This is a genomic window from Microcoleus sp. FACHB-SPT15, from assembly GCF_014849525.1.
Lineage (GTDB): Bacteria > Cyanobacteriota > Cyanobacteriia > Cyanobacteriales > Coleofasciculaceae > Symplocastrum > Symplocastrum torsivum.
In genome coordinates, this window is the sequence record NZ_JACJNU010000021.1 from 79,000 (window position 1) to 102,666 (window position 23,667).

The 23,667-nt window shown below is 46.2% G+C and carries 18 protein-coding genes and 1 pseudogene; 9 read left to right on the forward strand and 10 right to left on the reverse strand.

The annotated features are described in order from the left end of the window. Positions 1–8 precede the first annotated feature (8 nt). From H6F98_RS07065 to H6F98_RS07080, 4 genes are all read right to left on the reverse strand, one after another. Positions 9–467 (reverse strand): type II toxin-antitoxin system VapC family toxin, encoded by a 459-nt coding sequence (locus H6F98_RS07065; RefSeq protein ID WP_192217960.1) that lies wholly within the window; start codon positions 465–467, stop codon positions 9–11. Beyond that, entirely contained in the window at positions 464–2,569 is a 2,106-nt protein-coding gene (locus H6F98_RS33395) for a tetratricopeptide repeat protein (RefSeq protein WP_192217961.1), read from the reverse strand. Before H6F98_RS33395 ends, H6F98_RS07065 begins: the two co-directional genes overlap by 4 nt. 188 nt (positions 2,570–2,757) lie before the next feature. Continuing rightward, positions 2,758–4,173, reverse strand: coding sequence for a 1-acyl-sn-glycerol-3-phosphate acyltransferase (locus H6F98_RS07075; RefSeq protein WP_192217962.1), 1,416 nt, complete (start codon positions 4,171–4,173; stop codon positions 2,758–2,760). 123 nt (positions 4,174–4,296) lie between these two features. Then, positions 4,297–5,145, reverse strand: coding sequence for a methyltransferase domain-containing protein (locus H6F98_RS07080; RefSeq protein WP_192217963.1), 849 nt, complete (start codon positions 5,143–5,145; stop codon positions 4,297–4,299). A 78-nt stretch (positions 5,146–5,223) separates the two neighbouring features. Here H6F98_RS07080 and H6F98_RS07085 point away from each other — a divergent pair, with 78 nt between their 5' ends. Continuing rightward, entirely contained in the window at positions 5,224–6,558 is a 1,335-nt protein-coding gene (locus tag H6F98_RS07085; protein WP_192217964.1) for a TrkH family potassium uptake protein, read from the forward strand. A gap of 158 nt (positions 6,559–6,716) precedes the next feature. Continuing rightward, positions 6,717–7,412: an NAD-binding protein gene (locus H6F98_RS07090; RefSeq protein WP_192217965.1), complete on the forward strand. Its 696-nt coding sequence runs from the start codon at positions 6,717–6,719 to the stop codon at positions 7,410–7,412. On the opposite strand, the gene H6F98_RS07095 is transcribed toward H6F98_RS07090, so the two are convergent. Both H6F98_RS07095 and queA read right to left on the reverse strand, forming a co-directional pair. Further along, entirely contained in the window at positions 7,401–8,816 is a 1,416-nt protein-coding gene (locus tag H6F98_RS07095; protein ID WP_192217966.1) for a tetratricopeptide repeat protein, read from the reverse strand. The genes H6F98_RS07090 and H6F98_RS07095 overlap by 12 nt on opposite strands. Before the next feature lie 297 nt (positions 8,817–9,113). Then, entirely contained in the window at positions 9,114–10,361 is a 1,248-nt protein-coding gene (queA, locus tag H6F98_RS07100; RefSeq protein ID WP_192217967.1) for a tRNA preQ1(34) S-adenosylmethionine ribosyltransferase-isomerase QueA, read from the reverse strand. A 151-nt stretch (positions 10,362–10,512) separates the two neighbouring features. Between queA and H6F98_RS07105 the strand changes: the two genes are divergently transcribed. Continuing rightward, entirely contained in the window at positions 10,513–10,902 is a 390-nt protein-coding gene (locus H6F98_RS07105) for a hypothetical protein (protein WP_192217968.1), read from the forward strand. A 269-nt stretch (positions 10,903–11,171) separates the two neighbouring features. On the opposite strand, the gene H6F98_RS07110 is transcribed toward H6F98_RS07105, so the two are convergent. Beyond that, positions 11,172–11,762, reverse strand: a complete 591-nt coding sequence (locus tag H6F98_RS07110; protein ID WP_313929807.1) for a YraN family protein — start codon at positions 11,760–11,762, stop codon at positions 11,172–11,174. 83 nt (positions 11,763–11,845) lie between these two features. On the opposite strand from H6F98_RS07110, the gene H6F98_RS07115 reads away from it, so the two are divergent. Continuing rightward, complete coding sequence (locus H6F98_RS07115) at positions 11,846–12,355, forward strand: pentapeptide repeat-containing protein (protein WP_192217982.1); 510 nt, start codon at positions 11,846–11,848, stop codon at positions 12,353–12,355. Between the two features lie 53 nt (positions 12,356–12,408). On the opposite strand, the gene dnaG is transcribed toward H6F98_RS07115, so the two are convergent. Further along, complete coding sequence (gene dnaG, locus H6F98_RS07120; RefSeq protein ID WP_192217969.1) at positions 12,409–14,370, reverse strand: DNA primase; 1,962 nt, start codon at positions 14,368–14,370, stop codon at positions 12,409–12,411. A gap of 620 nt (positions 14,371–14,990) precedes the next feature. On the opposite strand from dnaG, the gene H6F98_RS07125 reads away from it, so the two are divergent. Continuing rightward, positions 14,991–15,188, forward strand: coding sequence for a hypothetical protein (locus H6F98_RS07125; protein ID WP_192217970.1), 198 nt, complete (start codon positions 14,991–14,993; stop codon positions 15,186–15,188). Between the two features lie 3 nt (positions 15,189–15,191). Then, on the forward strand, positions 15,192–15,797 hold the full coding sequence (locus tag H6F98_RS07130) for a Uma2 family endonuclease (protein WP_192217971.1): 606 nt from the start codon (positions 15,192–15,194) through the stop codon (positions 15,795–15,797). A 51-nt stretch (positions 15,798–15,848) separates the two neighbouring features. On the opposite strand, the gene H6F98_RS07135 is transcribed toward H6F98_RS07130, so the two are convergent. Next, on the reverse strand, positions 15,849–16,523 hold the full coding sequence (locus H6F98_RS07135) for a Uma2 family endonuclease (protein WP_192217972.1): 675 nt from the start codon (positions 16,521–16,523) through the stop codon (positions 15,849–15,851). A gap of 211 nt (positions 16,524–16,734) precedes the next feature. Here H6F98_RS07135 and glpX point away from each other — a divergent pair, with 211 nt between their 5' ends. The 3 genes from glpX to H6F98_RS07150 all read left to right on the forward strand — a co-directional run bounded on the left by glpX (position 16,735) and on the right by H6F98_RS07150 (position 23,223). Beyond that, positions 16,735–17,772, forward strand: coding sequence for a class II fructose-bisphosphatase (glpX, locus tag H6F98_RS07140; protein ID WP_192217973.1), 1,038 nt, complete (start codon positions 16,735–16,737; stop codon positions 17,770–17,772). Positions 17,773–18,499: 727 nt separating this feature from the next. After that, a complete protein-coding gene (locus tag H6F98_RS07145) occupies positions 18,500–19,786 on the forward strand; it encodes a glutamyl-tRNA reductase (protein ID WP_192217974.1) in 1,287 nt (428 codons plus the stop codon). A 302-nt stretch (positions 19,787–20,088) separates the two neighbouring features. Then, entirely contained in the window at positions 20,089–23,223 is a 3,135-nt protein-coding gene (locus H6F98_RS07150) for a UPF0182 family protein (RefSeq protein ID WP_192217975.1), read from the forward strand. A 41-nt stretch (positions 23,224–23,264) separates the two neighbouring features. Here the strand turns inward: H6F98_RS07150 and H6F98_RS07155 are convergent. Continuing rightward, positions 23,265–23,540: pseudogene (locus tag H6F98_RS07155) on the reverse strand (YdhR family protein); the annotation flags it as partial. Between the last annotated feature and the right edge of the window lie 127 nt (positions 23,541–23,667).

The following is a 23,667-nucleotide window of genomic DNA, read 5'->3' on the forward strand; positions in this document are numbered from 1 at the left end:
AATTAAAATCAAGGAACCTCTGGAATTGTAAAGTCCTCCAAGTCATAAACCAATTGAGGTGAAGTTGTTAGTTTACGCACCAGTTTTTTATCTGCTGTCACCATTGGTACGGTCAATCGCTGGGAAAGTGCTACATAGCAAGCATCATAGGCGGATATCCCATAAGTTAAACCAATCTTCAAGGCATCAGTCATGAGGTCTGCTGTCGAAGTCCGTTGCAAAGATAGAGCATACAACCTAGCTAGGTCTATCTCAGCTTTTGCAGCAGAATAAGGGGACTGTCGGACATATTTCCAGAGAATATTTGTACATTCAATGTAAAACAGGTCAGGTACATAAAATCTGCACTCTGGATCGGCAGTAAGATGAGCGAACAGGGCATCAACTTTATCGGATAACGGATCGACTACAAAGAGTTTAATGGCAACGCTGGCGTCAACCACGCACCTGAGCGACCCTTGTGTCATCTATTCCGATCCTCACGTAGTAGCGTTAGGCTATCGGGTAAACTAAACTCGGCAGGGTCAAAAGAGCGCTCCCGACGGATGTCAGCCAAAATCTCTGCCTGAGTTGGCTTATCTTCCTCCGCGTTAAAGGGTTTGCCAGATGCTCGTAAGCTCACTACCGCTTCGCTATCGTCTAAGGTGTCAACGTCTTCTTCAGTGTCTTTTAAATATTTCCTCACCCAAGCGCGAAAGGATTTCCGGACTTCTCTTGAGCTTGCTGTGATATTTTTCTCAATGAAGCTGGGGATTTCTTTAATTGGAAAGCTCCCCATAGCAAGACTAGTATCAGTTTCTTTGTATTTTCCAGCTTCAAGCTGATAGATACACAGAACGTTCATGTTATAAATCCAAATCTCAGGAACTTGCAAACTCGCATAAATTGACAGTCTGTTTAGTGAAGGGCTTGTATAGTCTATTTCTAAAATCAGATCTGGAGGTGGGTCTTTAGAAAGGTCAATATTTGGCTTGATACCCCGAATTGCTGGCTCATTCTGAATGTAGAAGCAATTATCAGGTTCTGCCCCCTTAAGTAGGTCTTTTCGTTTCCAAGTGGTTGAACCAAAAGACTCGCAATCAAGATCTAGTTCTTCTGCCAGGTACTTAATTAAATCCCTGATAACTTCTTTGTAGTATTCGTGTTTTTGGGATGGCATTCTGGTTTCTAGCGTACCTTGGTTATAAGCCAGTCTTGAAGAGCGATTATCTCCCAATTCAGTTAGGAGATTTTCAAACTCTTCCCAGCTAACGTTGTGAAATAGTTTTGTTTCTCCTTCCTCTAACTTGGCTATACCCAGATGCTTGACATCAATTTTTGCAGATCGTGGGGAAAGAGGTTGCATCTGAATGATGGTATCTTTTTCTACATCAGTTTCTCTTTCTTCCCAACCGCTTTCCTCCTGAATCAAAGCCTGGAAGCGCTCATCTTCTCGAATGCTGTCAAAATCTGACTCATTTTTTGCAAAATCTCGCCATTGATCGGGAGCAAGATTGATGGCTTGTTGCAAGTTTTCAATAGCCTGCTCAACATTGCCTTGCAGAGCATAACAACTAGCTTTGTTGTACCAGGCTTGCTGAAGGTCAGGTTTAATCTCCAAGGCTTTGTCAAAGCTAATGAGCGCTTCCTCTAATCGTCCCAATTTCCTCAATACATTGCCCCGATTGTTCCAGGGTTCGGGAGAGTCTGGTCTAAATTCGATAACTTTGTTGAAACTAACGATCGCTTCCTCTAAGCGTCCCAATTTCCTTAGCGCATTACCTCGGTTGTACCAAGCTTCGTAATAGTCTGGTTTAAAGCCTATGGCTTTGTCGTAACTAGCGATTGCCTCTTCATCGCGCCTCAAGTCAGATAGCGCATTGCCTCGGTCATACCACGCTTCAGGGAAGTCTGGTTTAATTACGAGGGCTTGGTTGTAGCTAGCGATCGCATCTTCTTGGCATCTTAAGTTAGACAGCGCGACACCTCGGAGGCTCCAAGCTTCAGGAAAATCTGATTTAACTTGTATTGTTTGATCGAAGCTAGCGAGCGCCTCTTGATAACGCCCTAAATACAACAACGTAAGACCCCGGTTGTACCAAGCTTCCAGAAAGTCTGGTTTAATTTTGAGGGCTTGGTTGTAGCTAGTGATCGCATCTTCTAAGCATCCCATGCTGCATAAAGCAGCACCTTGATATATCCAAGCTTCAGGGAAATCCGGTTTAATTTGTGTAGCTTGAGCAAAGCTAGCCAGTGCTTGTTCTAAGTGTCCCAATCTCCACAGCAGAACACCGTGAATCAGCCAAACTTCGTGATTATCTTGTTTTAATTCTAGGGTTTTGTCGAAGCTAGTGATTGCCTCTTCATTGCGTCCTAAGCACAGTAGTGCAATGCTCCGGTTGTACCAATCTTCGTAGGAATTCGGTTGAATATCCAGCGTTTTCTCGAAGTTAGTAATCGTATCTTCATAGCGATCTAACTTAAGTAGTTTATTCCCCTTGCGATACGATGTATCATCTTTATCAGGTTTGATGTCCAGGAGTCTTTTACTACTAGCGATCGCTTCTTTATCTAAGAGAGCTAAACTCATTGGCTTATTTCTTCCATTCAAGTTTTGCCAAGTTGGTCATTTGAGCATTGATGGATTTGCCTTTCACCTACCCCTAATATCTCCTACGAAAGCCTGATATTGCTTATTCTTGGGCAGACAATCCCAATCTCGATCGGTGCAGGGGAGAAGAAAATGGTTTGTTTGAATTAATGCGATCGCATCCCCTTTCATCCTGATACAATCAAACCCTCCAGAGCGTGTTGAATGTCTTTCGTAAGCTCACCAACAGCTAGCCTCGCCCCCTGACGACTCGCATGATAGGCAGGGTAACGGTCTGATACTGATAGAGGCTGTCCTATCGTTAGTTGCACTTGTTGCTTACCCAAGCGAGGGCGATGGAAGGGGTTGCTTCCCTTAATCCGAGTCACCATATCCCACAACAGCAAAGTTGTCTCTGCAAACCGCTCGACTGTTGGTTTTTCAATAACATACTGTCCTGTTACTGAAACGAACGTTTCTACCAGTCGCATATGCCACATCCGCAGGTTTGCTTCCTCCGCTACTCGATTCGCTAATCCGCGTTCTAGAGGAGAAAGCGCTTTAACATTCTTCAGTTCTTCCCGATAGATATAATTCCAGCCAGCTTGCTCTAAACGACGGCAACGGTCAACCACACTTCCCCGTGATGGCAAGTTAAAATACGCCTCTGCTACCTGTAGTGCCGTGTTCTCCAAAGCCTGAAGACGAACTGCTAAAGCTTCGTTAGGACTTGCAGGTAAGGTATCGCCCTTCCTGGTTGGGATTTGATGATAAAACCGAGTGTAAAACTCCTCCATTAATGACAGTAAATGTTCGCCCAAACGATACAGCCGTTGATAGAGAGCGGCTTGAGTTGGTGAAAGGTGAGTGGGTAGGTTTGCACTTTCTACCTTTAACTCGGCTTCTGATAAACCACTCGCTGCTTCCAATTCACTCAAAAGCTTTTCTACAGCATTCCAAGGAGCATCAACATAACGATATTGAATCCCCACTGGCACAATCAATACTTGCTCAGAGCGTCCTGCCTTCAGCAAATCTTCAGCACACCAAAAGCCTAATTGAGCAATACCTGGCTCTAAAGCGCTGATAATCTCACTATGACCATTAACTGCTCCTTCGGGCGCGGCTGCCATTGGAAACTGACTATTAGCAAATAAGTCACGAGCCTTTCGCAAACCTGTCCAATCTGCCTTACCCCGATGGATGGGAGTGCCACCCAAGCGAGAATAGAGCCAACCGATATAAGAGCCTGCCCAGAGAGGAATCCCTCGGTCATAGATAAAATGGGCATGAATTGGGCGCTGTAACGATACACCCTGTTCTCTAGCGACTTGTGGCACCAGCCGCCAAAGTAAATGAGTCATGCAGAAGGGGTCATCAACGCTGGGATGGCGAAAGGCAAGCAAGAAGCGGATTTTACCGTCCTGAAACTGGCGATACAGATCGACTAAAGCTTCGACGTTGTTTGCCTCAATTTGGCTGATTGAAGTTTGCGATCGCATCCAGCTAGGCGATACCTGTTGAGCGAGTCGTAAAACTAAGGGATTAAAAGCTGGTGGAATGAATTCTAGGGAAGGCTGAGCGTGGATAATCGAATCGGGCAAGGTCGTTTTCTCCTGAATAAGCGATCTATGCTAGCGCAGCAGCGTTGACACAGATTTTAAATTTCACAAAAACAACGATTATCCAGACAGGCTACGGTTGTGTGAAGCTGGTACCGATACATATCACTTATTTGCACACAGCAACCCAAACCGAATCAACCCGCGACGATAGCCTCGACTCATTAAACTGAGGGAAAGGGCAGCCTGAATTGTACTCCAACCGCTTTGGAGCAAGCCGAAAATCGCTTGAGGCTCAAAGGTGGAATCAATCACGATATCCCAAAATGGTGCAACGGCATCCGACCAATCTGCTGTGCGAATATTTTGGAAGGGGAGATGATGTGCAATTGCTTCATACTCCGGTAGCGAAATTACATAAGGTAAGCAGTAAACTCGGTAAATTTCCGCTAAGTGCTGCTGTTCATCTATCGTTAGTTGTCCTGTTGCTGGCGTTATCGGGCGATGACACCAGGTTGCCATTAAGAACGTCCCGCCTGGTTTAAGTACCCGATAGCACTCTGCCAAGAATTTCTCCTTGTCGGGCATATGTTCCCCACTTTCCATCGACCAGACAAAATCAAATGTCTCATCAGCAAAAGGCATATCCAGGGCATCGGCAACCTGAAATTGAACGGCTGCTGCCAACCCTGCTTCTTCTGCTCGTTCAGTTGCTCTCGATGCTTGTACTGGACTTAGCGTAATCCCGGTAGCACGGGCATTAAACTTCTGGGCCAGGTAAAGGGAACTACCGCCAATGCCACAGCCGACATCGATAATTTGCTCAGCTTGCCTTACCTCCGCCCACTTCAGCAGTTCTTCAATCAGGTCAATTTGTGCCTGTCGGCGGTCTTTCTTCTCGTTACCAGTTGCACCGTAGTAGCCGTGATGCATGTGTTCGCCCCAAACCTGTTCCCACAAACCGGAAGAAGCGTCATAAAATTGTTGAATTTGACTCTGTATCGTTGATGTCATCCTTGACTCCTAAGATTTCACTCAAAGTAATCTAAAATCGCTGTTTAATCCTATCGTTGCCCTTATCCACATCCATCCATGACCATCTCGCGAACTGTTTGCCTGGGATTCCTTGCGCTGATTACTGTCGGGACACTTTTACTGATGATGCCTTTTTCCGCTAGTACTGGGACGTGGATTCCCCCACTGGTGGCTTTGTTCACAGCGACTTCTGCTGTCTGTGTCACGGGTTTATCGGTTGTAGACCCTGGAAGCTATTTTTCTTTCTGGGGTCAGTTTCTGATTGCTGCTCTTGTTCAGATTGGCGGGTTGGGCTATATGACAACAACAACCTTTCTTATCCTACTCGTGGCACGTCGGTTTGACTTAAGGCATAAAATAGCAATTCAACAAGATTTGGATCGACCCGGTTTACAGGGCAGTACACTAATAATCCGCTCGATTGTAGCAACAACGCTACTTTTTGAAATTACAGGAGTTTTTCTACTTCTACCTGTATTTGTTCCAGATTTTGGTTGGCAACGTGGATTATGGTTTGCTATTTTTCATAGCATTAATTCTTGGAATAATGCAGGATTCGGTCTATTGAAAGATAACTTTATAAGCTATCAATCATCAATCTTACTAAATATTGTTGTTAGCGGATTAATTATATTTGGTGGTATTGGTTATCGAGTAATTTTTGAAATGTTTTTATGGTTGCGAGATCGCCTTCTGAATAAATCACGACGAATCGTATTTTCTCTAAACTTTAAAGTATCTATCAGTACGACACTCTTTCTTTTGGCTTTTGGCACTGTTGCCTTCTTCTTAACTGAACTCAACAATCCAGGAACTTTCGGTTCCATGAGTTTGGGAAATAAGCTCATGGCAGCTTGGTTTCAATCTGTTACTACTAGAACCGCAGGATTTAATACGATTGATTTTAGTAAAGTGACGACGACGGGTCTATTTCTTACTATTGGTCTTATGTTTATCGGAGCCAGTCCTGGGGGGACTGGGGGTGGAATAAAAACAACAACATTGCGAATTTTATTCTCTTGTACGAAGGCAATTTTGCAAGGGAAAGAAGAAGTTGAACTGTATCAGCGTCAAGTCCCCCTGTCGTTAATTTTGAAAGCAATTGGTGTTCTGGTTGGTTCAGTAACAACAGTAATTATTTCACTCGCTTTAATTTCCCTGACAGATCCAAAGTTTGATTTTATTCAACTCTTATTTGAAGTTGTATCAGCCTTTGCTACTGTGGGTTTGTCCACTGGTATTACAGCTAGCGTCTCAGCTTGGGCAAAGCTAGTTTTAATTGTGACAATGTATGTTGGACGAGTTGGTGTCTTACTACTAATGGCAGCTCTCCTCGGAGACCCTCGACCTAGCGCAATTCACTATCCAGAGGAGAATGTACTGGTAGGATAGTCTGCTAAATTTCGGTATAGACAAAGTACTCGAACCCATTGATATGCCCTAAGGTCTATCCTCAAAGGAAAGCAAATTCAGTATAGTCTGGATTAAGCTTAGTGGCTCAAGGTTCGTTGGGTGCCTAATTACACCTATTTAGAACAAAGGTATAAAGTGTGAATCTGTCTAATTTTGGATTTTTTCGCAGTCTACGTCGAGACAATCAGCAGTTTGCAGTTATCGGTTTAGGGCGTTTTGGTCGAGCTGTTTGCTCAACGTTGCACCGTCAGGGGTATGAAGTGCTTGGGATTGATGTTGATGAAAAGCGAGTCTCTCAATCCTTGACTGACCAAATTGTTGCCCATGCTGTGCAGTTGGACTCGACACAACCAGGGGCGCTGAAAGAAGCTGGGATTTTTGAATTTGATACAGTCATCATTGCAATTGGCAACTATTTACAAGAAAGCATTATTACTACGTTAAATGTGAAGGAATCGGGTGTCCCTAACGTTGTTGCCAAAGCCTCTTCAGAAGTCCACGGGAAGCTGTTGCAGCGAGTGGGTGCTGATCATGTTGTGTATCCAGAAAATGAGGCAGGTTGTGCCTTGGCGCGATCGCTTACAAGACCCGCAATCCTAGAACGTTTTGACCTTGACCCCAACAACAGTATTGTGGAAATCTTGGTGCCAGAAGAATTTCATGGCAAAACGGTTACAGAACTTCAACTCCGCTCTCGTTATGGCTTGAATCTCCTGGCAATTGGTCAAGATGACAAGTTTGAGATTAACCCCGACCCAAACAAGCGTTTACACAAAGGTATGGTGATGGTTGTGATTGGCTGCAACCGAGATATTGATCGCTTACCGATTTGATGGACTTTTCTGGCTAGGGGCAAGGAAGGGGGATATATCAGGTAGCCTATTAGGCTGTCCTGTAGAGGGTTGCATGGGCTGGCTTCTCAAGGGAGTTGTTGGTGTTGTCGTGGGTGCTGTAGACGGTTGCCTCAGTTGATTTCTTGAGGGAGTTGTTGGCGTTGTCGCAGGTACCGCTTGGGTTGGTGCGAGTTGCCGAACATATTGGTCAACCTCACTGCTTCTTTGTAAGTTACCTTCCTGACTAAACAGATTTCTGGCTTCCATCAGATAGGAAATTGCTTCCTCTCGCCGTTGAGCTTGATCTAGCGATACACCTAAGCTGTAGTACGCTTCTGATAAGCTGGGGTCGAGACGAATTGCTTCCTGATATGCCGCGATCGCTTCTGGGTACCTTTCAGCTCGTTGTAGTGCTACCCCAATGTTGTAGTGTGTTAGAGCGTTACCTGGCTCAAGTTGGGTAGCGGTTCGTAGAGCGGTTACAGCGTCCTCGTACTTACCCATTTGGGTCAAAGCCGCTCCTACACGTTGGTAAGCCTCAACGTTGTTAGGTTCCAGGCGCGTTACTTCCTGAAAACGAGCGCCTGCTGCTGCCGTCTCACCTTGTTGGGCCAAGATTAAACCGAGTTGGTACTGAGCCTGAGCCGATTTCGGGTCAATCTCGGTTGCAGCTTGCATCGCTACTTCAGCTTCTTCCAAGCGGTTTTGCTCAAATAGCAATAGACCTAACTGGTATTGAGCTTCAACTAATTTTGGATTGCTCTCCACGGCTTGTTGAAATGCTGTAATCGCAGGTTCGCTTTGACCTTGTTTTGCCAAAAGCAGTCCTAAATTATACTGAGCGACATCAAAGTTGGGGTCTGCGCTAACGGCTTGGCTGTACTCATTGAGCGCAGCTTGTGTATTCCCCTCTGACTCAAATATTACTCCCAGGTTATAGCGAGCAGGTGCCAAGGTCGGATTGAGGGAGAGTGCTTGTTGGTACTGGGCGATCGCTTCCTCGGTGTTACCCTGCCGATACAAGCTCAAACCCAGGTTGTAGTGAGCCTCTGCCATATTTGGGTCAAGCCCAATCGCAAGTCGGTACTGTTCAGCCGCTTGCTGGTATTGTCCCTGCTGGAACAGCGTATTCCCCAACAAATAACGTGCCATCGGAATAAACGGGTCAGATGTCAGCGCTTTCTGAAAAGCTCGCTCTGCCGCGTTGAATTCACTGCGAGTATATTGTGTTACGCCTTGTTGAAAGTAAGTCGCCGCCTCCAAATCTTCAGTATATAAACCTTCAACTAGCTGCTTCGTGCGCGTCTGCGGTTGCACACCAGCAAAGGCATGATGAGGCATTGTTAAACCGAGACTAAGAATCGCGGCGGCAAACAATGATATTTGTTTAGAGTGTTTGGACATGGTAGAAGACCGTCCTCGGTGGCTATCAGCTATGAGATATCAGCTTTTTATCCAGATTTGAATCTGTCTAAAGAGTTGTTAGTTGTTGGTTGTTCGTTATTGGTTATTAGTTTTTAGTAGAAAAAGATGACTAAAGGACTAATCATCTAGTTCCCGCTGTTTTGAAATTAGGTAGGGGAAGCAGAGGAAGCCGGGGGAGAAGAATTTTCATTTCTTCGTTCGTGAGCTTTTGTCTCATAGTGTCTAACTTGCCAAACGTTGTCTAACAACTAACAACCAAAGACTAACAACCAAAGATTAAAGAGTAACAACTTTCCTGGATTCTGGCAAAATTAGCATGGCATCCCCAAAAGAATAAAAGCGATATTCATGTGCGATCGCTTCTTTGTACAAATCCAGCAAGCGCTCACGCCCGATCATTGCACTCACTAGCATCAACAAACTCGAACGGGGTAAGTGAAAATTCGTAATCAACCCGTCCACTGTCCGCCACTGGTAGCCGGGATAGATAAATAACTCTGTCTTGCCTCTAAAGGGTTGCAGTTCTCCACTGGCTGATGCACTCTCCAAAGCTCTTACTACCGTTGTTCCCACCGCAATGACTCGACCCCCTTTGGCTTGGGTTTCTCGAATCTGTTCCACTGTTGACTCGGATACCTCCACCCACTCACGATGCATTTTGTGAGCAGTGACATCATCCACTTCCACAGGTCGAAATGTCCCAACACCCACATGTAGAGTGATTGCTGTCTGCTGAATTCCCTGTTCCTGACACCGTTGTAAGAGTTCGTCAGTAAAGTGTAGCCCAGCCGTGGGTGCTGCGATCGCACCGTTGGTTTGAGCATAGATTGTTTGATACTGTTCCGGTGAGGCTTGGGTGTTTGTGATGTAAGGAGGGAGAGGAATCTGACCATATTGCTCCAACAACATCGCCAAAGACGCTCCTGTCGGAACATCAAACTGTAGAACACGTCCGTTAGTTGCCTCATCCCTTGCGACAACTGTGGCATTAAGTGTCGGGAGTGGGGGAGTTTCCCCATCGCTTAATTGGGTGGGGGTGGGGGATTGTGTTCTATCTGTGTTCGCTTCAAATAAAATTTTTGCCCCTGGTTTGAGACGCCTACCCGGTTTAACTAAAGCTAACCAACAGTTATCCTGCTGCTCCTCTAGCAGTAATACCTCCACAGGTGCCCCCGTAGATTTACAGCCATAAAGCCGTGCTGGGATAACGCGGGTATTATTCAGTACCAACAAGTCCCCCGATCGCAGCAAGTCGGGTAAGTTATGGAAGATGCTGTGAGTGTGGTGAGTTGGCGAATCAACGACAAGCAGACGCGAACTATCTCGTTGTGAGAGCGGTGTTTGAGCAATCCGCTCTTGTGGAAGCTCATAGTCATAGCTAGAAAGCAAGCCGTCTATCTCAGAGGCAAGAGGCGAGAGGTGAGAGGAACGAGAGGCACATTCAGTCTCTTGCCTAGTAATAGAGGTGTCCAGGTGTTGAGACTGGGCATCCAACGAGTCCGTGTCTTTGTCAATTCTTGTCATCCGTTATTCTACTGAGCGACTATCGCTCCATGAATCACTAAATTGGGTAGAGTCCCCTATCCAATATCGGGTGCTTTTCCCCTATCGCGTAGCAGTTCCTCTTGCAAGAATTAAGGTATAGCACTTCCTTGGACTCAAGCCAAGCATTTCTATGGATTACCTCTACTTCTTGGCGAATGCCAGTCTGACTTTACGAGTGGTTGAGTATCTAAACTCGATGCCCCAGCTACCCGTTCAATCGATGACGGTGATTCATCAGATTGACGGCTGGGTGATTAAGGTCAAAATGAACTGTCCTCTCACACCTCACCAGCATGGAAACTTCCGGGCGTACATGAACGAATTAGGGATTCCCTACGACCCCGAAATTCGTTTGCAAATGGCGCTTTGGAGCCTAGAGACAGGACAATCACCCATTGATGTTATGCGTCGCTACCAAGTCGCCGTCGTTTCTCATGGTTGTCCCGACAAGAGCGACATTGAAGCGTTTCGCCAACAGTTCACTATGGGCTTAGGATACTGCCCAGAGACTCTGGCTTAAGTAGCAATTCCAAGCACTTCAAGGCTTGGAACTGTACCTTCTAACCCAATCTACATTATCCAAAAGCAGGCGTACCCAGTAAGCTACGCTTGTTTATACAGATTCAGCGCCTATACAAAACAGAACTTTAGGAAAATTATTTCCCCTGTAGCGCCTCTGTTGTTCCTCTGGTTAACGAGAGCAACGGGGGTCAATTTTTGGACAGTACCCTTGTCTCTATCGCACTTCAGAACACTGTACAGGCTTCGTGTCAAGCCCACAGGACAGAATTAGGTTCGATCAAAGGCTGACTCAATGTAGTCATGCAAGCAAAGCCGATATCCTGCGACTTGTACAGGTTGACCGAGTTGTACCTGTGGAAATGCGATCGCTTTATCAATTGTTGATGAGGCAGAGGTATCGGTTTCATCACGACGTAGACGAGGAGATAGGCGCTGGCAGCTAACAAGAGCAACATCAAACTGACAGGGACGGTTAGCTAAATCTGGATGTTCTGCGAGAAATAGCTGAGCTGTTTGCCAGAGTTTAGCTTGTTTTGAGGGCGTAATCGCTAACAGACCATCAGCATCCCAGTTCCTCTGACTGCGGGTTTTGACCTCGACAAATGATAAGAACGAGTGAGAGGGTAAAAAGGTTTTTGCTTTGGCAGGGCTTTTGCGATCGCGTGAAGACTTCTCCCCTCCTTCAATTGGGTGTCGTTGCACAATCAAGTCGATTTCTCCCCAACGGCAATGCCAACGATGATGTAAGACGACTCCATTCTGAGTTTGTAACCACCAAGCCACTAGCCGTTCTCCCAATTCGCCTATAGTAAGCGTTTGGTTTGCGGGCATTGGAGTGTGGTCAGCCCATAGATTCACGGCTCTTCCTTACTGGTAAGATTAGTGTAGTCATTCATTAACAATTTTTGTCAAAAGTAAGGCTTTTTGTGCCTCAAAACAGTATGATTTGTCGGCAACGTCTGTGTCTTCCAGCTATTTTGTCTAGTTTAGTTCTCTTCTTGGTGGCTAGTGCCTGGATGTTCACTAGCTTCACTTCCCCTGTTCTAGCTGAAGATTACAACAGAGAAAGTTTAGTTGGTGCAGATTTCTCAGGTCGTGTACTAACCGACGATAGTTTTACTAAAGCAAATCTCCGTAACAGCAACCTCAGCCATACAGATTTAGAAGGGGTGAGTTTCTTTAGTGCCAATCTAGAATCCGCTAACTTAGAGGGAGCTAACCTCCGTAATGCGACTCTAGACACTGCCCGCTTAACCAACGCCAATTTGAAGAATGCTGTCCTGGAAGGAGCTTTTGCCTTTAACACCAAGTTTGATGGGGCAAATATTGAAGGGGCGGATTTTACAGATGTTCTGTTTCGTCAGGATGTCCAAAAACAACTCTGCAAAGTCGCTACTGGTACTAACCCCACAACTGGGCGCGAAACTCGTGAAACGCTATTTTGTGATTAGTGGTTAAAGGTTTTTACTTCAACCTCTCCAATCTGCTAACTCTTCGACTCTACTTAAGCTGTCGCACTTCCAATAATGTCTGATAGGTTGAACTGACGGAGTTGGTCTAGTTCCAGGATTCGCTGAGTAACGGCGTATAGTTCCTGCCAGTAATACTCTCTGCGTTTTAAATCAGTGGAGGGGTCTAGCTTTTGCCACTGCTCAAGACAATAACGCCGATGTTTTTCACAGGATACTTTCTCAAGACAAGCCGCTGCTGCCCGAATCAGTAGTGGCGCACGAACAAGGTCTTCTTGCCGCCTCTCGTCTAAATGGAAGAGATGGGCAACAGCCGCAATCTCATCGGGAAATTCAAGACTGCGGTCTTGCAACAATGAAATCAATGGGTCAGGTGTATCGTTGTACAATCGCGCAGGCACTGCCGCCAAGGCAAATCGCTCATGCGCTTGCAGTTCTAAAATTTGCTGCCACAAAAAGCGGTGATGCGAGAGGCTAAAGAGCAAATCTTGCGCTTCCAGGGTGTCGATAATTGTTTGTCGGTATTCTGGACAGTGGAGATAGATGCGTAAAAGTAAGGCTTCTGCTTGTTCTAAAAGGTTGCGTTCAGAAGAATCTTTTAGTGGTGGAAGAGAATTATTTACCTTTTTACCAGGTCGCCCTTGTCTCTTGATTTGAGAAAATAGATATTCAACTCGCAGAGGTACGAGTCGATCATCACCTCGGCTAAGCACTTCTCCACAGTGGCGGACGTAATGAGCGCGTGCATCATTGTTGTCAATTTTGCTAAGTAACTTCACCATTTGCTCAGCCACTTGCTGAAATTGATTTGCCTGCTTAAGATCTTTACCAATCAGGAGTTGGTTTATCTGCCAATCAATCCATAAGGAAGCGCTCTGTAGATGTTTCCGATATTTTTCAGCAGCGTCACGATAGCCTTTGAGAAACTCATCGGCATCTTTACCATCTGGCAGATTAAGAACCCGTAGCTGAACTTGCCCTTGGTATGCCAGGTTAGCAATTTCCCCGATCGCTCTTATAGAAGCGTTGGTTCCAGCCGCATCAGCATCGAAGTTTAGGACAATCTGCTTTGATTCGGTGTAGCGTAGGAGTTGCCGCACTTGACCTAAACTCAGAGCAGTACCCATCGAGGCAACAACGTTGCTAATTCCTGCCGCATGAAGGGCGATCGCATCGAAATACCCTTCCACAACTACAGCTTGGTCTTGCTTGCTAATCGAGTCACGCGCTTTATCGAGAGCAAAGAGAGTTTTCCCTTTATCAAATAGCTCAGTTTCCGGTGAGTTGAGATACTTCGGTTGCTCATCCCCCAAACTCCTCCCCCCGAAGCCAATCACTCGTCCTTGGGTATCACGAATTGGAATGATTAAGCGATCGCGGAACCGATCATAATAACCATTTCCCTCCTTTCGAGGCACAATCAATCCCGCTTGCTCTACCTGTTGCACAGGCTTCCCTTTCTGTTCAACCAGGTACTTATAGATGGTTGCCCAACCAGCCGGCGCATACCCTAGTTGGAACTGTTGAATCGTTTCCTCTGTTAAACCCCTCGTCTGCTGCAAATAGGTGAGGGCGTGTTGTCCTAGTGGTTGTTGCAGTACGTGCTTGTAGAACTCAGTTGCGATCGCCAGAATCTCATACAGTTGCTCCCTCAGTGATAGTTGACGCTGCAATTCCTGGCGTTGTTCTGGTTCTAGGGTTTGAACTGATACCTGATAGCGCCGTGCTAAATCCAGCACAACATCACTAAAAGAACGCTTTCCCACCTCCATCAAAAACTTGATCGCCGTTCCACCCGCATTACAGCCAAAGCAGTAGTACAACTGCTTCGTTGGACTCACGCTGAAGCTGGGTGACTTTTCGTCATGGAATGGGCATAAGCCAATATAGTCTTTACCACGCTTGCGTAAAACAACGTGTTCGGAGACAACATCAACAATGTCAGCCCGTTGCTTGACTTCCTCAACTGTGTCCGGATGGAGGCGAGGGATTTCCACTCTTACGATCTAAGTATTTGTATAAGTTATTCTAATTTAAACGAATATTCATAGTCTCCAGTCCTAGAATACTAAGGGATAGCGTAAGGAGGTGCGTCTTGACACTCTGCGGTCTAAAGACACGCAGATTCTTTAGAAGAAGAAAAGACTCTATAGTCAATTCTTGAACCATACTCACCCTCATTGCTTTCACCATTCATTCATGTCAAGTATTTATGCAATACAATGTCACCAATTCGATGGTTAGACGAGAGCTTTCTGCATCAAGGCGGTGTCAATTGCCACTAGACTCTCCGGATTGCTCCATTGAGCTTGCCTATATTCACACTCACCCTAGAAGTTTTACCTCAAGCAGGTTTCAGCTTGAGAACCCGCTACTTCTATTCCGTTGTCTTGGTTCGTTTTATAGCTTCCCAATTTGCGTTCATTTTAGACCCCTGACGTTACTGCAAACCTTGCAGTGAAGTATCTCACGCGGAAGTGCCTACCGACTGGTTAACGGCGCAGTGATTGGTTCATTGCTAACAATAATTATATCAGTTTGTAGGCGGTTAAAACCGCTAATTCCGTTTCCACTCGCGTGCTGAAGCTACGTGGTTTCCACGTTTTAGGAGTTCATAATGAAGTGTTCAGACCAAATCTGCCGACGTGGGTTAAATAAGGGGGTTTCTTTTCCTAGAACAGCAATGCCTACCCGACCAGATTTGCGATCGCGTTTCGGTCAATCTGTGCCACTACATAGGCGATCTCATCTGCTTACAGAAAGCAAGCCTATAGCCTGTAGTAAGATTCGGTACGATAGGGCGAAGCGAAGGTAGCTTATGGCTTATACTCCATCAAGATTCCTGACTTTTGAGGAATTTCTGAATCAGTACGGTAACAACCCACGCTACGAACTTGCTGATGGAGAACTCATAGATATGGAACCTACGGGACATCACGAAGCGGTTGGGGGGAAGCTGGCAACAAAAATTAGTGTTGAGATTGAGCGGCAGAACTTACCTTGGCTGATTCCTAGAACTTGCATCGTGAGTCCTTTTGCGAATGAAGCCACTGCGCGTCGTCCTGATGTTGTCATCCTTGATGAAACAGTGCTATCAAACGAACCACTTTGGAGTCGAGAACCTGTAATTACGCTGGGGCGTTCCATTAAGCTGGTCGTTGAGGTTGTCAGCACTAACTGGGAAACGGATTATGCTCGTAAAGTCGAGGAGTATGCTCTATTCGGTATTCCTGAATATTGGATTGTGGATTACAAGGGACTCGGCGGGATTGAGTTTATCGGTAGACCGAAGCAGCCAACGTTTACAGTTTGTCGGCTTGTGGGTGAGGATTATCAAAAACAACGGTACCGACTGGGAGAAGCGATCGCTTCAGAGCATTTGCCAGAGTTGCGTTTGCAGTTAGATGATGTGATGCCTCGGTAGGAAATAGTAGACTAGCCATTATGAAGTGGTTGAGTAAGCCGCTATGCACTCTCAAAGCTCATCTGGATTAACGCCCATTGAACGCAATCTCTCTGCCAATCGCTCAACTTTAGATTGAGCTAATTCCTTTTGCTGTCGTTCTTGCTCTCTTTGTCTTTCTAGTTCCACATAGGTTAAAAACTTCTGCCCATCCGGTCGATAAATTTCTAATTCTGCTGACGATAATTCAAACCGTATCCCCAAACGTGGACTTACCCAACCTGCCATCGACTCAATCTCCGTGAGTTCCGCACCAGAGCGCTGCCAGCCAGTTAAATCAATGTTGTCAGGGTCATAAATGTAATATTCTTCCACACCATAACGTTCGTAGAATCTCAGTTTCCTGACCATCTCACCTAAGCGATTTCCTGGAGAAAGCACTTCAAAAACAACTTGAGGAGGGATATTATCTTCTTGCCATTGTTGATAAGAACCTCTATCTCCTTTTGGTCTGCCAAAAACTACCATGACATCAGGAGCCAATCGAATTTTGTTATCTCCCTCAACGGGATACCAAAGTAAATCTCCAGCGACGAAGATATCAGCATTATCTTTGAACAGAGCGTCTAGCCCTCCTTGAATTGTTGTAATGCAGCGAAACTGCTTGGTGTTGTCTGCCATCGGCTGTCCGTCGCTGTCAGGGTAAACGATCACTGGTTCGGCAGAAGGTTGAACTGATGCTGTCATTGGGATGTCTCCGTTTTAACCCTACTACGCTCGACGATAGCAAGGTGACACTTTTTCGGAGTACGGCTGAAGGCTAGAAAATGAATTGCAGCAAAACTTTACACGACTCTCAGACTAGACTTGTCTCCAGGGGTATGCCCTCTGATAGACTTGAAAACTGGAACAGCCAGAAAAAACGTCGCAAAATCAAGCATTTGGGAGAACGGGTGTCGTGGAAAATACATTAGGTTTAGAAATTATTGAAGTTGTCGAACAAGCCGCGATCGCCAGCGCCAGGTGGATGGGCAAAGGCGAAAAAAACACAGCCGACCAAGTGGCTGTGGAAGCGATGCGGGAACGGATGAACAAAATCTATATGCGGGGTCGCATCGTCATTGGAGAAGGGGAGCGAGATGACGCTCCGATGCTCTACATTGGCGAAGAAGTCGGCATCTGCACCCGTGAGGATGCCAAAGCCTACTGCAACCCAGACGAGCTAGTTGAGATTGATATTGCGGTTGACCCCTGCGAAGGCACCAACTTGGTCGCCTATGGACAGAACGGTTCAATGGCAGTGCTAGCCATTGCCGAGAAAGGTGGTTTGTTTGCTGCTCCTGACTTCTACATGAAGAAGCTAGCCGCACCACCACAAGCGAAAGGTCATGTCGATATCAACAAGTCGGCAACCGAAAACCTAAAAATTCTCTCCGAGTGCCTGGAGCGCTCGATTGAGGAATTGGTGGTAGTCGTCATGAAGCGGGAGCGTCACGACGACCTGATTAAGGAAATTCGCCAAGCTGGGGCAAGAGTTCGACTGATCAGCGATGGAGACGTTTCTGCTGCGATTTCCTGCGGCTTTGCGGGCACTAATATCCATGCCTTGATGGGTATTGGGGCTGCACCCGAAGGCGTTATCTCAGCAGCAGCGATGCGCTGTTTAGGTGGACACTTCCAAGGTCAATTAATCTATGACCCTGCGATCGTGAAAACGGGTCTGATTGGCGAAAGCAAAGAAAGCAACCTTGAGCGGCTCAGCTCAATGGGGATTAACGACCCAGATAAGGTTTACAACGATGACGAGCTAGCATCGGGTAAGACCGTGCTGTTTGCCGCTTGTGGTATTACCCCTGGAACCCTCATGGAAGGTGTCCGGTTCTTCCACGGTGGTGCGCGGACTCAGAGCTTGGTCATCTCCAATCAGTCACAGACGGCTCGGTTTGTGGACACAATTCATATGTTCGATCAGCCAAAGACCCTACAACTGAGGTAGGAGCAACGCCGAATCATAGATACTAACTGAATCGCTCTTATCTAGCAGCAGTTAGTAGAAAGCCAGAGTATAAGCGATCGCCCTCATCTCCTCTAGCTGAACCAAGAAAGGCAGAGGGTAGAGAGCAAAAGGCAGAAGGCTTTTATGGATTTATCCCGGTGCCGATGCTACGAGCATAGGAGCGACGGATTGTAGCCAAGGGTTTCAATCCCCGTTTGAACGGAACATAAAAGCCCTCTACTTCCTGCCTTCTGCCTTCCCTTGAATGATTATCTTCACAGGTGCTACCGCCCCTAAAGAGTGCGGAAGCCTGAGTCAATGATCAAAAATTGGGGATTGAGGAGAATTGTGTACCGTGCAGGTTGTTAGGCTAGGAATAGTTTCAACCCGTGAATCTATCACTACAAAGAACCTTGCCTATTCCCAACGGTCATACTTGAAGCGATGTGCAACTTTTGATTAGCCCCCCTTTCAGGGGAAAAGAGGGATGAAGACATAAATTGTCTAGCCTTAGCTTCCTCCTTTGCCCCGGAAAATGGGAAATCAAAATTCTAAAGTTGCACATCGCCCGTACTCTGGTTTAATTAAACGATATTTTCTAAATACTTCATTTTCTAGGGAAATCGGGTCTTAACCTCTGATAATTAGACAGGTTGCAACCATCCCTGAGTCTCTTTACAAACATCGTGATATCTGACCGAAAAGACGACAAATAGTTGGAGAACACATGAATATCGCAGTCGTAGGTCTAAGCCACAAGACAGCGCCAGTTGAAGTTCGGGAAAAACTGAGCATTCAAGAAGCGAAGATGGAAAGTGTCGTACAGCAGCTATGTAGCTATCCTCACATTGAAGAGGTAGCAATACTCAGCACCTGTAACCGCTTGGAAATCTATGTTGTTGCGACGGAAACTGAAGCAGGAGTTCGAGAACTAAGCCAGTTTCTCTCAGAACTGGGTCAACTTCCCTTACACCAGTTGCGACAACACCTGTTTGTCCTGTTGCATCAGGATGCAGTAATGCACCTAATGCGAGTTGCCGCTGGTCTTGATAGCTTAGTGCTAGGGGAAGGACAGATTCTAGCGCAGGTCAAACACACCCACAAATTGGGTCAACAGTACAACGGCATTGGTAGACTGCTCAACCGACTCTTTAAACAAGCAATAACCGCAGGCAAGCGAGTCCGCACAGAAACTAGCATTGGGACAGGTGCTGTCTCGATCAGCTCGGCTGCTGTAGAATTGGCTCAGATCAAAGCCCAAAACTTAGCGGCTTGCCGAGTTGCGATTTTGGGTGCTGGCAAGATGTCACGCTTGCTGGTGCAACACCTGCTATCCAAAGGTGCTGTTAATATTTCAATTTTGAATCGTTCTCAGGCACGATCTGAGGAATTAGCCCGACAGTTTGCCAATGCCAATCTAGAACTGCACTCGCTTTCGGATATGATGCGAGTAATTGCGGAGTCAGATTTGGTGTTTACCAGTACGGCAGCGACAGAACCATTACTCGATCGCGCAAAACTCGAAGCTGTCCTGGAGCCAAATCGACCAGTAATGTTATTTGATATCTCTGTGCCTCGAAATGTTGCCGCAGACGTCAATGAGCTAGACAATGTTCAAGCCTTCAACGTTGACGATTTAAAAGCTGTTGTTGCCCAAAACCAAGAAAGCCGTCGTCAGATGGCACTGGAAGCAGAAGTACTTTTGGACGAAGAAGTTGAAGCCTTTGAAGTGTGGTGGCGATCGCTTGAAACCGTAACCACGATTAGCTGCCTGAGAGACAAAATTGAAACAATTCGTGAGCAAGAGCTAGAAAAAGCCTTATCACGTCTGGGAACAGAATTTGCTGAAAAACATCAAGAGGTCATCGAAGCCCTAACACGGGGTATTGTGAATAAAATTCTCCATGACCCGATGGTGCAATTACGTGCCCAGCAAGACATTGAGGCAAGACGCCTCGCTATGCAATCGCTGCAAATGCTCTTCAACTTGGATAAAGGCGAACAATTTAGCTAAGGAAGTAGGAAGATGGGGTGATAGGAAGGTAGGAAGTTAATATATAGCCCTTCTCGATTGGATGCGGTACACTCTGACCTCTCTGGAAAACCTCTCTCCTACTCTTGAGTGAGGCTTTGATTCTTACTCCCCTTCTCGATTCTGGGAAGGGGTTGGGGGTTAGGTTTTTCTGATGTACACGCGCGTAACTGAGAACTGCTATACATAAACTTTGGGAGTTTTTCACTCATCACCCCACCCCCTCATCACCCTATTATTGAGGGAATTTATTAGAAACTTGTGTTGAAAGCTCCCTTCAGTTAATGCTCAAACGGTTCTGGAAGCATAGTTTTCGTTCAATTGTCTTACTACTAGGACTCGCATTGTCTTGGGACTTGCTGTCTCACCTACTAGCAGAAATCCTATGGTTTCAGGAAGTTGGCTATCAAGCTGCATTTCTCAGACGCTTAGAAACCCAATTTGGTCTGTGGGTACTTGTTGCTAGTATCTCGGCTGGATTTTTACTCGGTAACTTGTATCTCGCCAACCGACTTAAATATCCCAAAGAAAGTCCTCTAGGGATTGAACACTCAGATATTGCCCAAGAAATACGGGTTGGACGAAATAGAGCAAACTTGTCAAGAAGAATCCAAAACTCCGACTCGATCACTCCTCGTCAGGGTGGTGGAGTCATCCATTCAAAACTTAGGACAGAAAACGAGGCAATACCCCGACCAATCGGGACGAACAGAGGATTACAACTTCCACAAAAGGCTTCTGACACTTCAGCTACCCTAAGGTTGCGATCGCTTTTGCCAGTTGTGTTGTTGCTCAGTGTAGTCGTAGGGTTGATGTTGCTGCACTACGGCAAAATCGCCCTTTCGCTTTGGCATCCTCATTTAGAAACACGCTCAATTGCGTCTGTAGCGGCTGCAACGCCACCGATACCATCCTCCTTTGATTTGGGAGCCATACAACAATTACTACAACCCTTATTAGCAGAAATTTTGCAACTAGGCGTACTGACAGCGGTTGTGGTTGCACTGATTGTCCAGCCTCAGTTTTGGTTGACGGCAATAGCTGCTGTACTTTCTTTGTTTTGGTCGCTGCTTCTCTCTGGACAGTGGGGCAAGATTTTGCAGTATTTCTATCCCACTTCCTTCAACACCAAAGAGCCACTATTTGGCAATGATATTAGCTTCTATATCTTCAAATTTCCCGTATGGCAGCTATTGGACTTTTGGTTAGGGGGACTGTTTGTCTTTGGTCTAATCGCCGTCACACTGATTTATTTACTCTCGGCTGATAGCTTCTCTGAGGGTAAGTTTCCTGGTTTTTCTCAAAGTCAGTTGCGCCACTTGTACGGGTTAGGTAGCACTGTCGCAGCAAGCGTTGCTCTTCACTATTGGCTTTCACGTTATGAATTACTCTATTCCACCATTGGGGTTATCTATGGGGCAAGCTACACCGCCATCAATGCCCAATTACCAGCCAATACAGCTTTGAGTGTCGCGGCGGGTGCGATCGCAATTTTCTTGCTGCTGCAAACGATTTTCTGGTTTAGATACCGCAAGACAAGCGGTAAGACAGCATTAATCCTATTAGGACTGTACTTGGCGATGGTCGGACTAGTTGGTGTAGCTGTCCCTGCTGCTGTGCAACGCTTTGCTGTCCAACCGAATGAACTGGCGCGAGAACAACCCTATATTCAACGGAGTATTGCCCTCACACGAGCAGCCTTTGAACTAGAGAGTATTAACGTTGAAACCTTTAACCCCGAAGGTGAACTCACGAACGCGGATTTAGAAGAGAATGACCTAACGATTCGCAATATCCGCCTTTGGGACGAACGCCCTCTTTTAGAAACTAACCGCCAACTGCAACAAATTCGCCTCTACTACAGGTTTCCTGACGCTGATATTGACCGATATACTCTCAAGGTTGAGCCAGTCGCCAGTGGTACAGAACAACCAACTCCGGACAACGGACAACCGACAAACACTGAAAAGCAACAAGTCCTTATTGCTGCGCGTGAGTTAGACTATAATGCTGTTCCTCAACAGGCAAAGACTTGGGTAAATAAACACTTAATTTATACCCACGGCTTTGGTTTTACCCTAAGTCCTGTTAATACGGTAGGTCCTGGTGGATTGCCAGACTACTTTGTCAAAGATATTGGTACGGGTGCTGATGAGACTAGTACCTTAACAACGTCGAGTGAACGCATTCGAGAAAGTATTCCGATTGGAAAGCCTCGGATTTACTACGGCGAAATTACTAACACCTATGTGATGTCGTCAACAACAACTAGGGAGTTGGATTATCCCAGTGGCGATGAAAATATCTACAACACCTACGACGGTAAGGGTGGTGTGCGCTTAAATTCCCAGTGGCGACGGTTGCTGTTTGCTCAGTATCTCAAAGACTGGCAGATGCTGCTGACTGGCAATATTTCTTCTGAGAGTAAACTCTTATTCCGTCGTAACATTAACCAGCGCATTCGTGCGATCGCACCTTTTTTACGCTACGACCACGATCCGTATTTGGTAGTCGCTGATGCTAGTGAGGAAAAAACAGAGAACTACCTTTACTGGATTGTTGATGCCTACACAACAAGCGATCGCTATCCCTATTCCGACCCTGGCAAGAACGAATTTAACTATATCCGCGATTCAGTCAAAGTCGTCATTGATGCCTATCACGGTGACGTGAATTTCTACGTCGCTGACCCCCAAGACCCGATTATTAAGACCTGGGCGGCTGTTTTTCCCAAACTATTCAAACCCTTAGATGCGATGCCAACTGCATTACGCAGCCATATTCGGTATCCACAAGACTTTTTTAGCATTCAATCCGAGCGATTGCTGACTTACCATATGACCGACCCGCAGGTGTTCTACAACCGGGAAGACCAATGGCAAGTTCCCCAGGAGATTTATGGTGGTGAACCGCGAGCGGTAGAGCCATATTATTTGATAATGAAGCTGCCAGCTGCTGACTCAGAAGAATTTATCCTGCTCCTACCCTTCACACCAACTCAACGTACAAACTTAATTGCTTGGTTAGCTGGACGTTCTGATGGTGAGAACTATGGCAGGCTATTACTTTACCAGTTCCCTAAACAGCAGTTGGTTTACGGCCAAGAACAAATCGAAGCTTTGATTAATCAAGACCCAGTGATATCTCAACAGATTTCGCTATGGAATCGCCAAGGCTCACGGGCGCTTCAGGGGAATCTTTTAGTGATTCCGATTGAGCGATCGCTTCTTTATGTCGAACCTCTCTATCTAGAAGCTGAACAGAATAGCTTACCAACTTTAGTACGGGTGATTGTGGTTTACGAAAATCGGATTGTTATGGCCCAAACTCTTGATCAAGCCCTCCAAGCCATCTTCCAGCCAGACCAACAGTCAACACCTGCAATCGTCCGCCCAGTTGAGGAACCGGCTCTACCTTAGCCCTCTCCTAAGAAATAGCAATGTTTCTTGAAAGAGGGATACTATGACTGCAAAGAACTCTGAGTGGGAATTGGTCCCCGTGTCTGCGCTGTTAAAGACTCAATCACCCCAAATTGCTGTGTGCGAATGTTGCTAAAGGCAGGATTGGTGTTCAGCGCAGCCACAATAGGGCTTTCCAGATAGTGAGTCACAGCTTGAGTGCTTTCAAAGCAGTAAACGCCGCCTGCTGTTTGTTCTGCCTCATTGAAAATCCAAACCTTCCAAATCAGACCCGGAATGGCGGTGATCGCTTCGGCTGCCGGGGCGCAGGCGGTCGTGAATTGGGCTTTAGCCCTCTTCTGTCACTCTCCGAAATACGAAGTAACAAGAAAGCCAAACTATCCATCAGGAAAAAAAGGTTGAAATTGATTCATGGCATGAATTAACTCGTGAAAGCCGAGCAAC

Bases quoted from the DNA above. Each gene is read 5' to 3' on its own strand.
- H6F98_RS07065 (WP_192217960.1), bottom strand. From the start codon at position 467: ATGACACAAGGGTCGCTCAGGTGCGTGGTTGACGCCAGCGTTGCCATT.
- H6F98_RS33395 (WP_192217961.1), bottom strand. From the start codon at position 2,569: ATGAGTTTAGCTCTCTTAGATAAAGAAGCGATCGCTAGTAGTAAAAGA.
- H6F98_RS07080 (WP_192217963.1), bottom strand. From the start codon at position 5,145: ATGACATCAACGATACAGAGTCAAATTCAACAATTTTATGACGCTTCT.
- H6F98_RS07085 (WP_192217964.1), top strand. From the start codon at position 5,224: ATGACCATCTCGCGAACTGTTTGCCTGGGATTCCTTGCGCTGATTACT.
- H6F98_RS07095 (WP_192217966.1), bottom strand. From the start codon at position 8,816: ATGTCCAAACACTCTAAACAAATATCATTGTTTGCCGCCGCGATTCTT.
- queA (WP_192217967.1), bottom strand. From the start codon at position 10,361: ATGACAAGAATTGACAAAGACACGGACTCGTTGGATGCCCAGTCTCAA.
- H6F98_RS07105 (WP_192217968.1), top strand. From the start codon at position 10,513: ATGGATTACCTCTACTTCTTGGCGAATGCCAGTCTGACTTTACGAGTG.
- H6F98_RS07115 (WP_192217982.1), top strand. From the start codon at position 11,846: ATGATTTGTCGGCAACGTCTGTGTCTTCCAGCTATTTTGTCTAGTTTA.
- H6F98_RS07125 (WP_192217970.1), top strand. From the start codon at position 14,991: ATGAAGTGTTCAGACCAAATCTGCCGACGTGGGTTAAATAAGGGGGTT.
- H6F98_RS07130 (WP_192217971.1), top strand. From the start codon at position 15,192: ATGGCTTATACTCCATCAAGATTCCTGACTTTTGAGGAATTTCTGAAT.
- H6F98_RS07135 (WP_192217972.1), bottom strand. From the start codon at position 16,523: ATGACAGCATCAGTTCAACCTTCTGCCGAACCAGTGATCGTTTACCCT.
- H6F98_RS07145 (WP_192217974.1), top strand. From the start codon at position 18,500: ATGAATATCGCAGTCGTAGGTCTAAGCCACAAGACAGCGCCAGTTGAA.
- H6F98_RS07150 (WP_192217975.1), top strand. From the start codon at position 20,089: ATGCTCAAACGGTTCTGGAAGCATAGTTTTCGTTCAATTGTCTTACTA.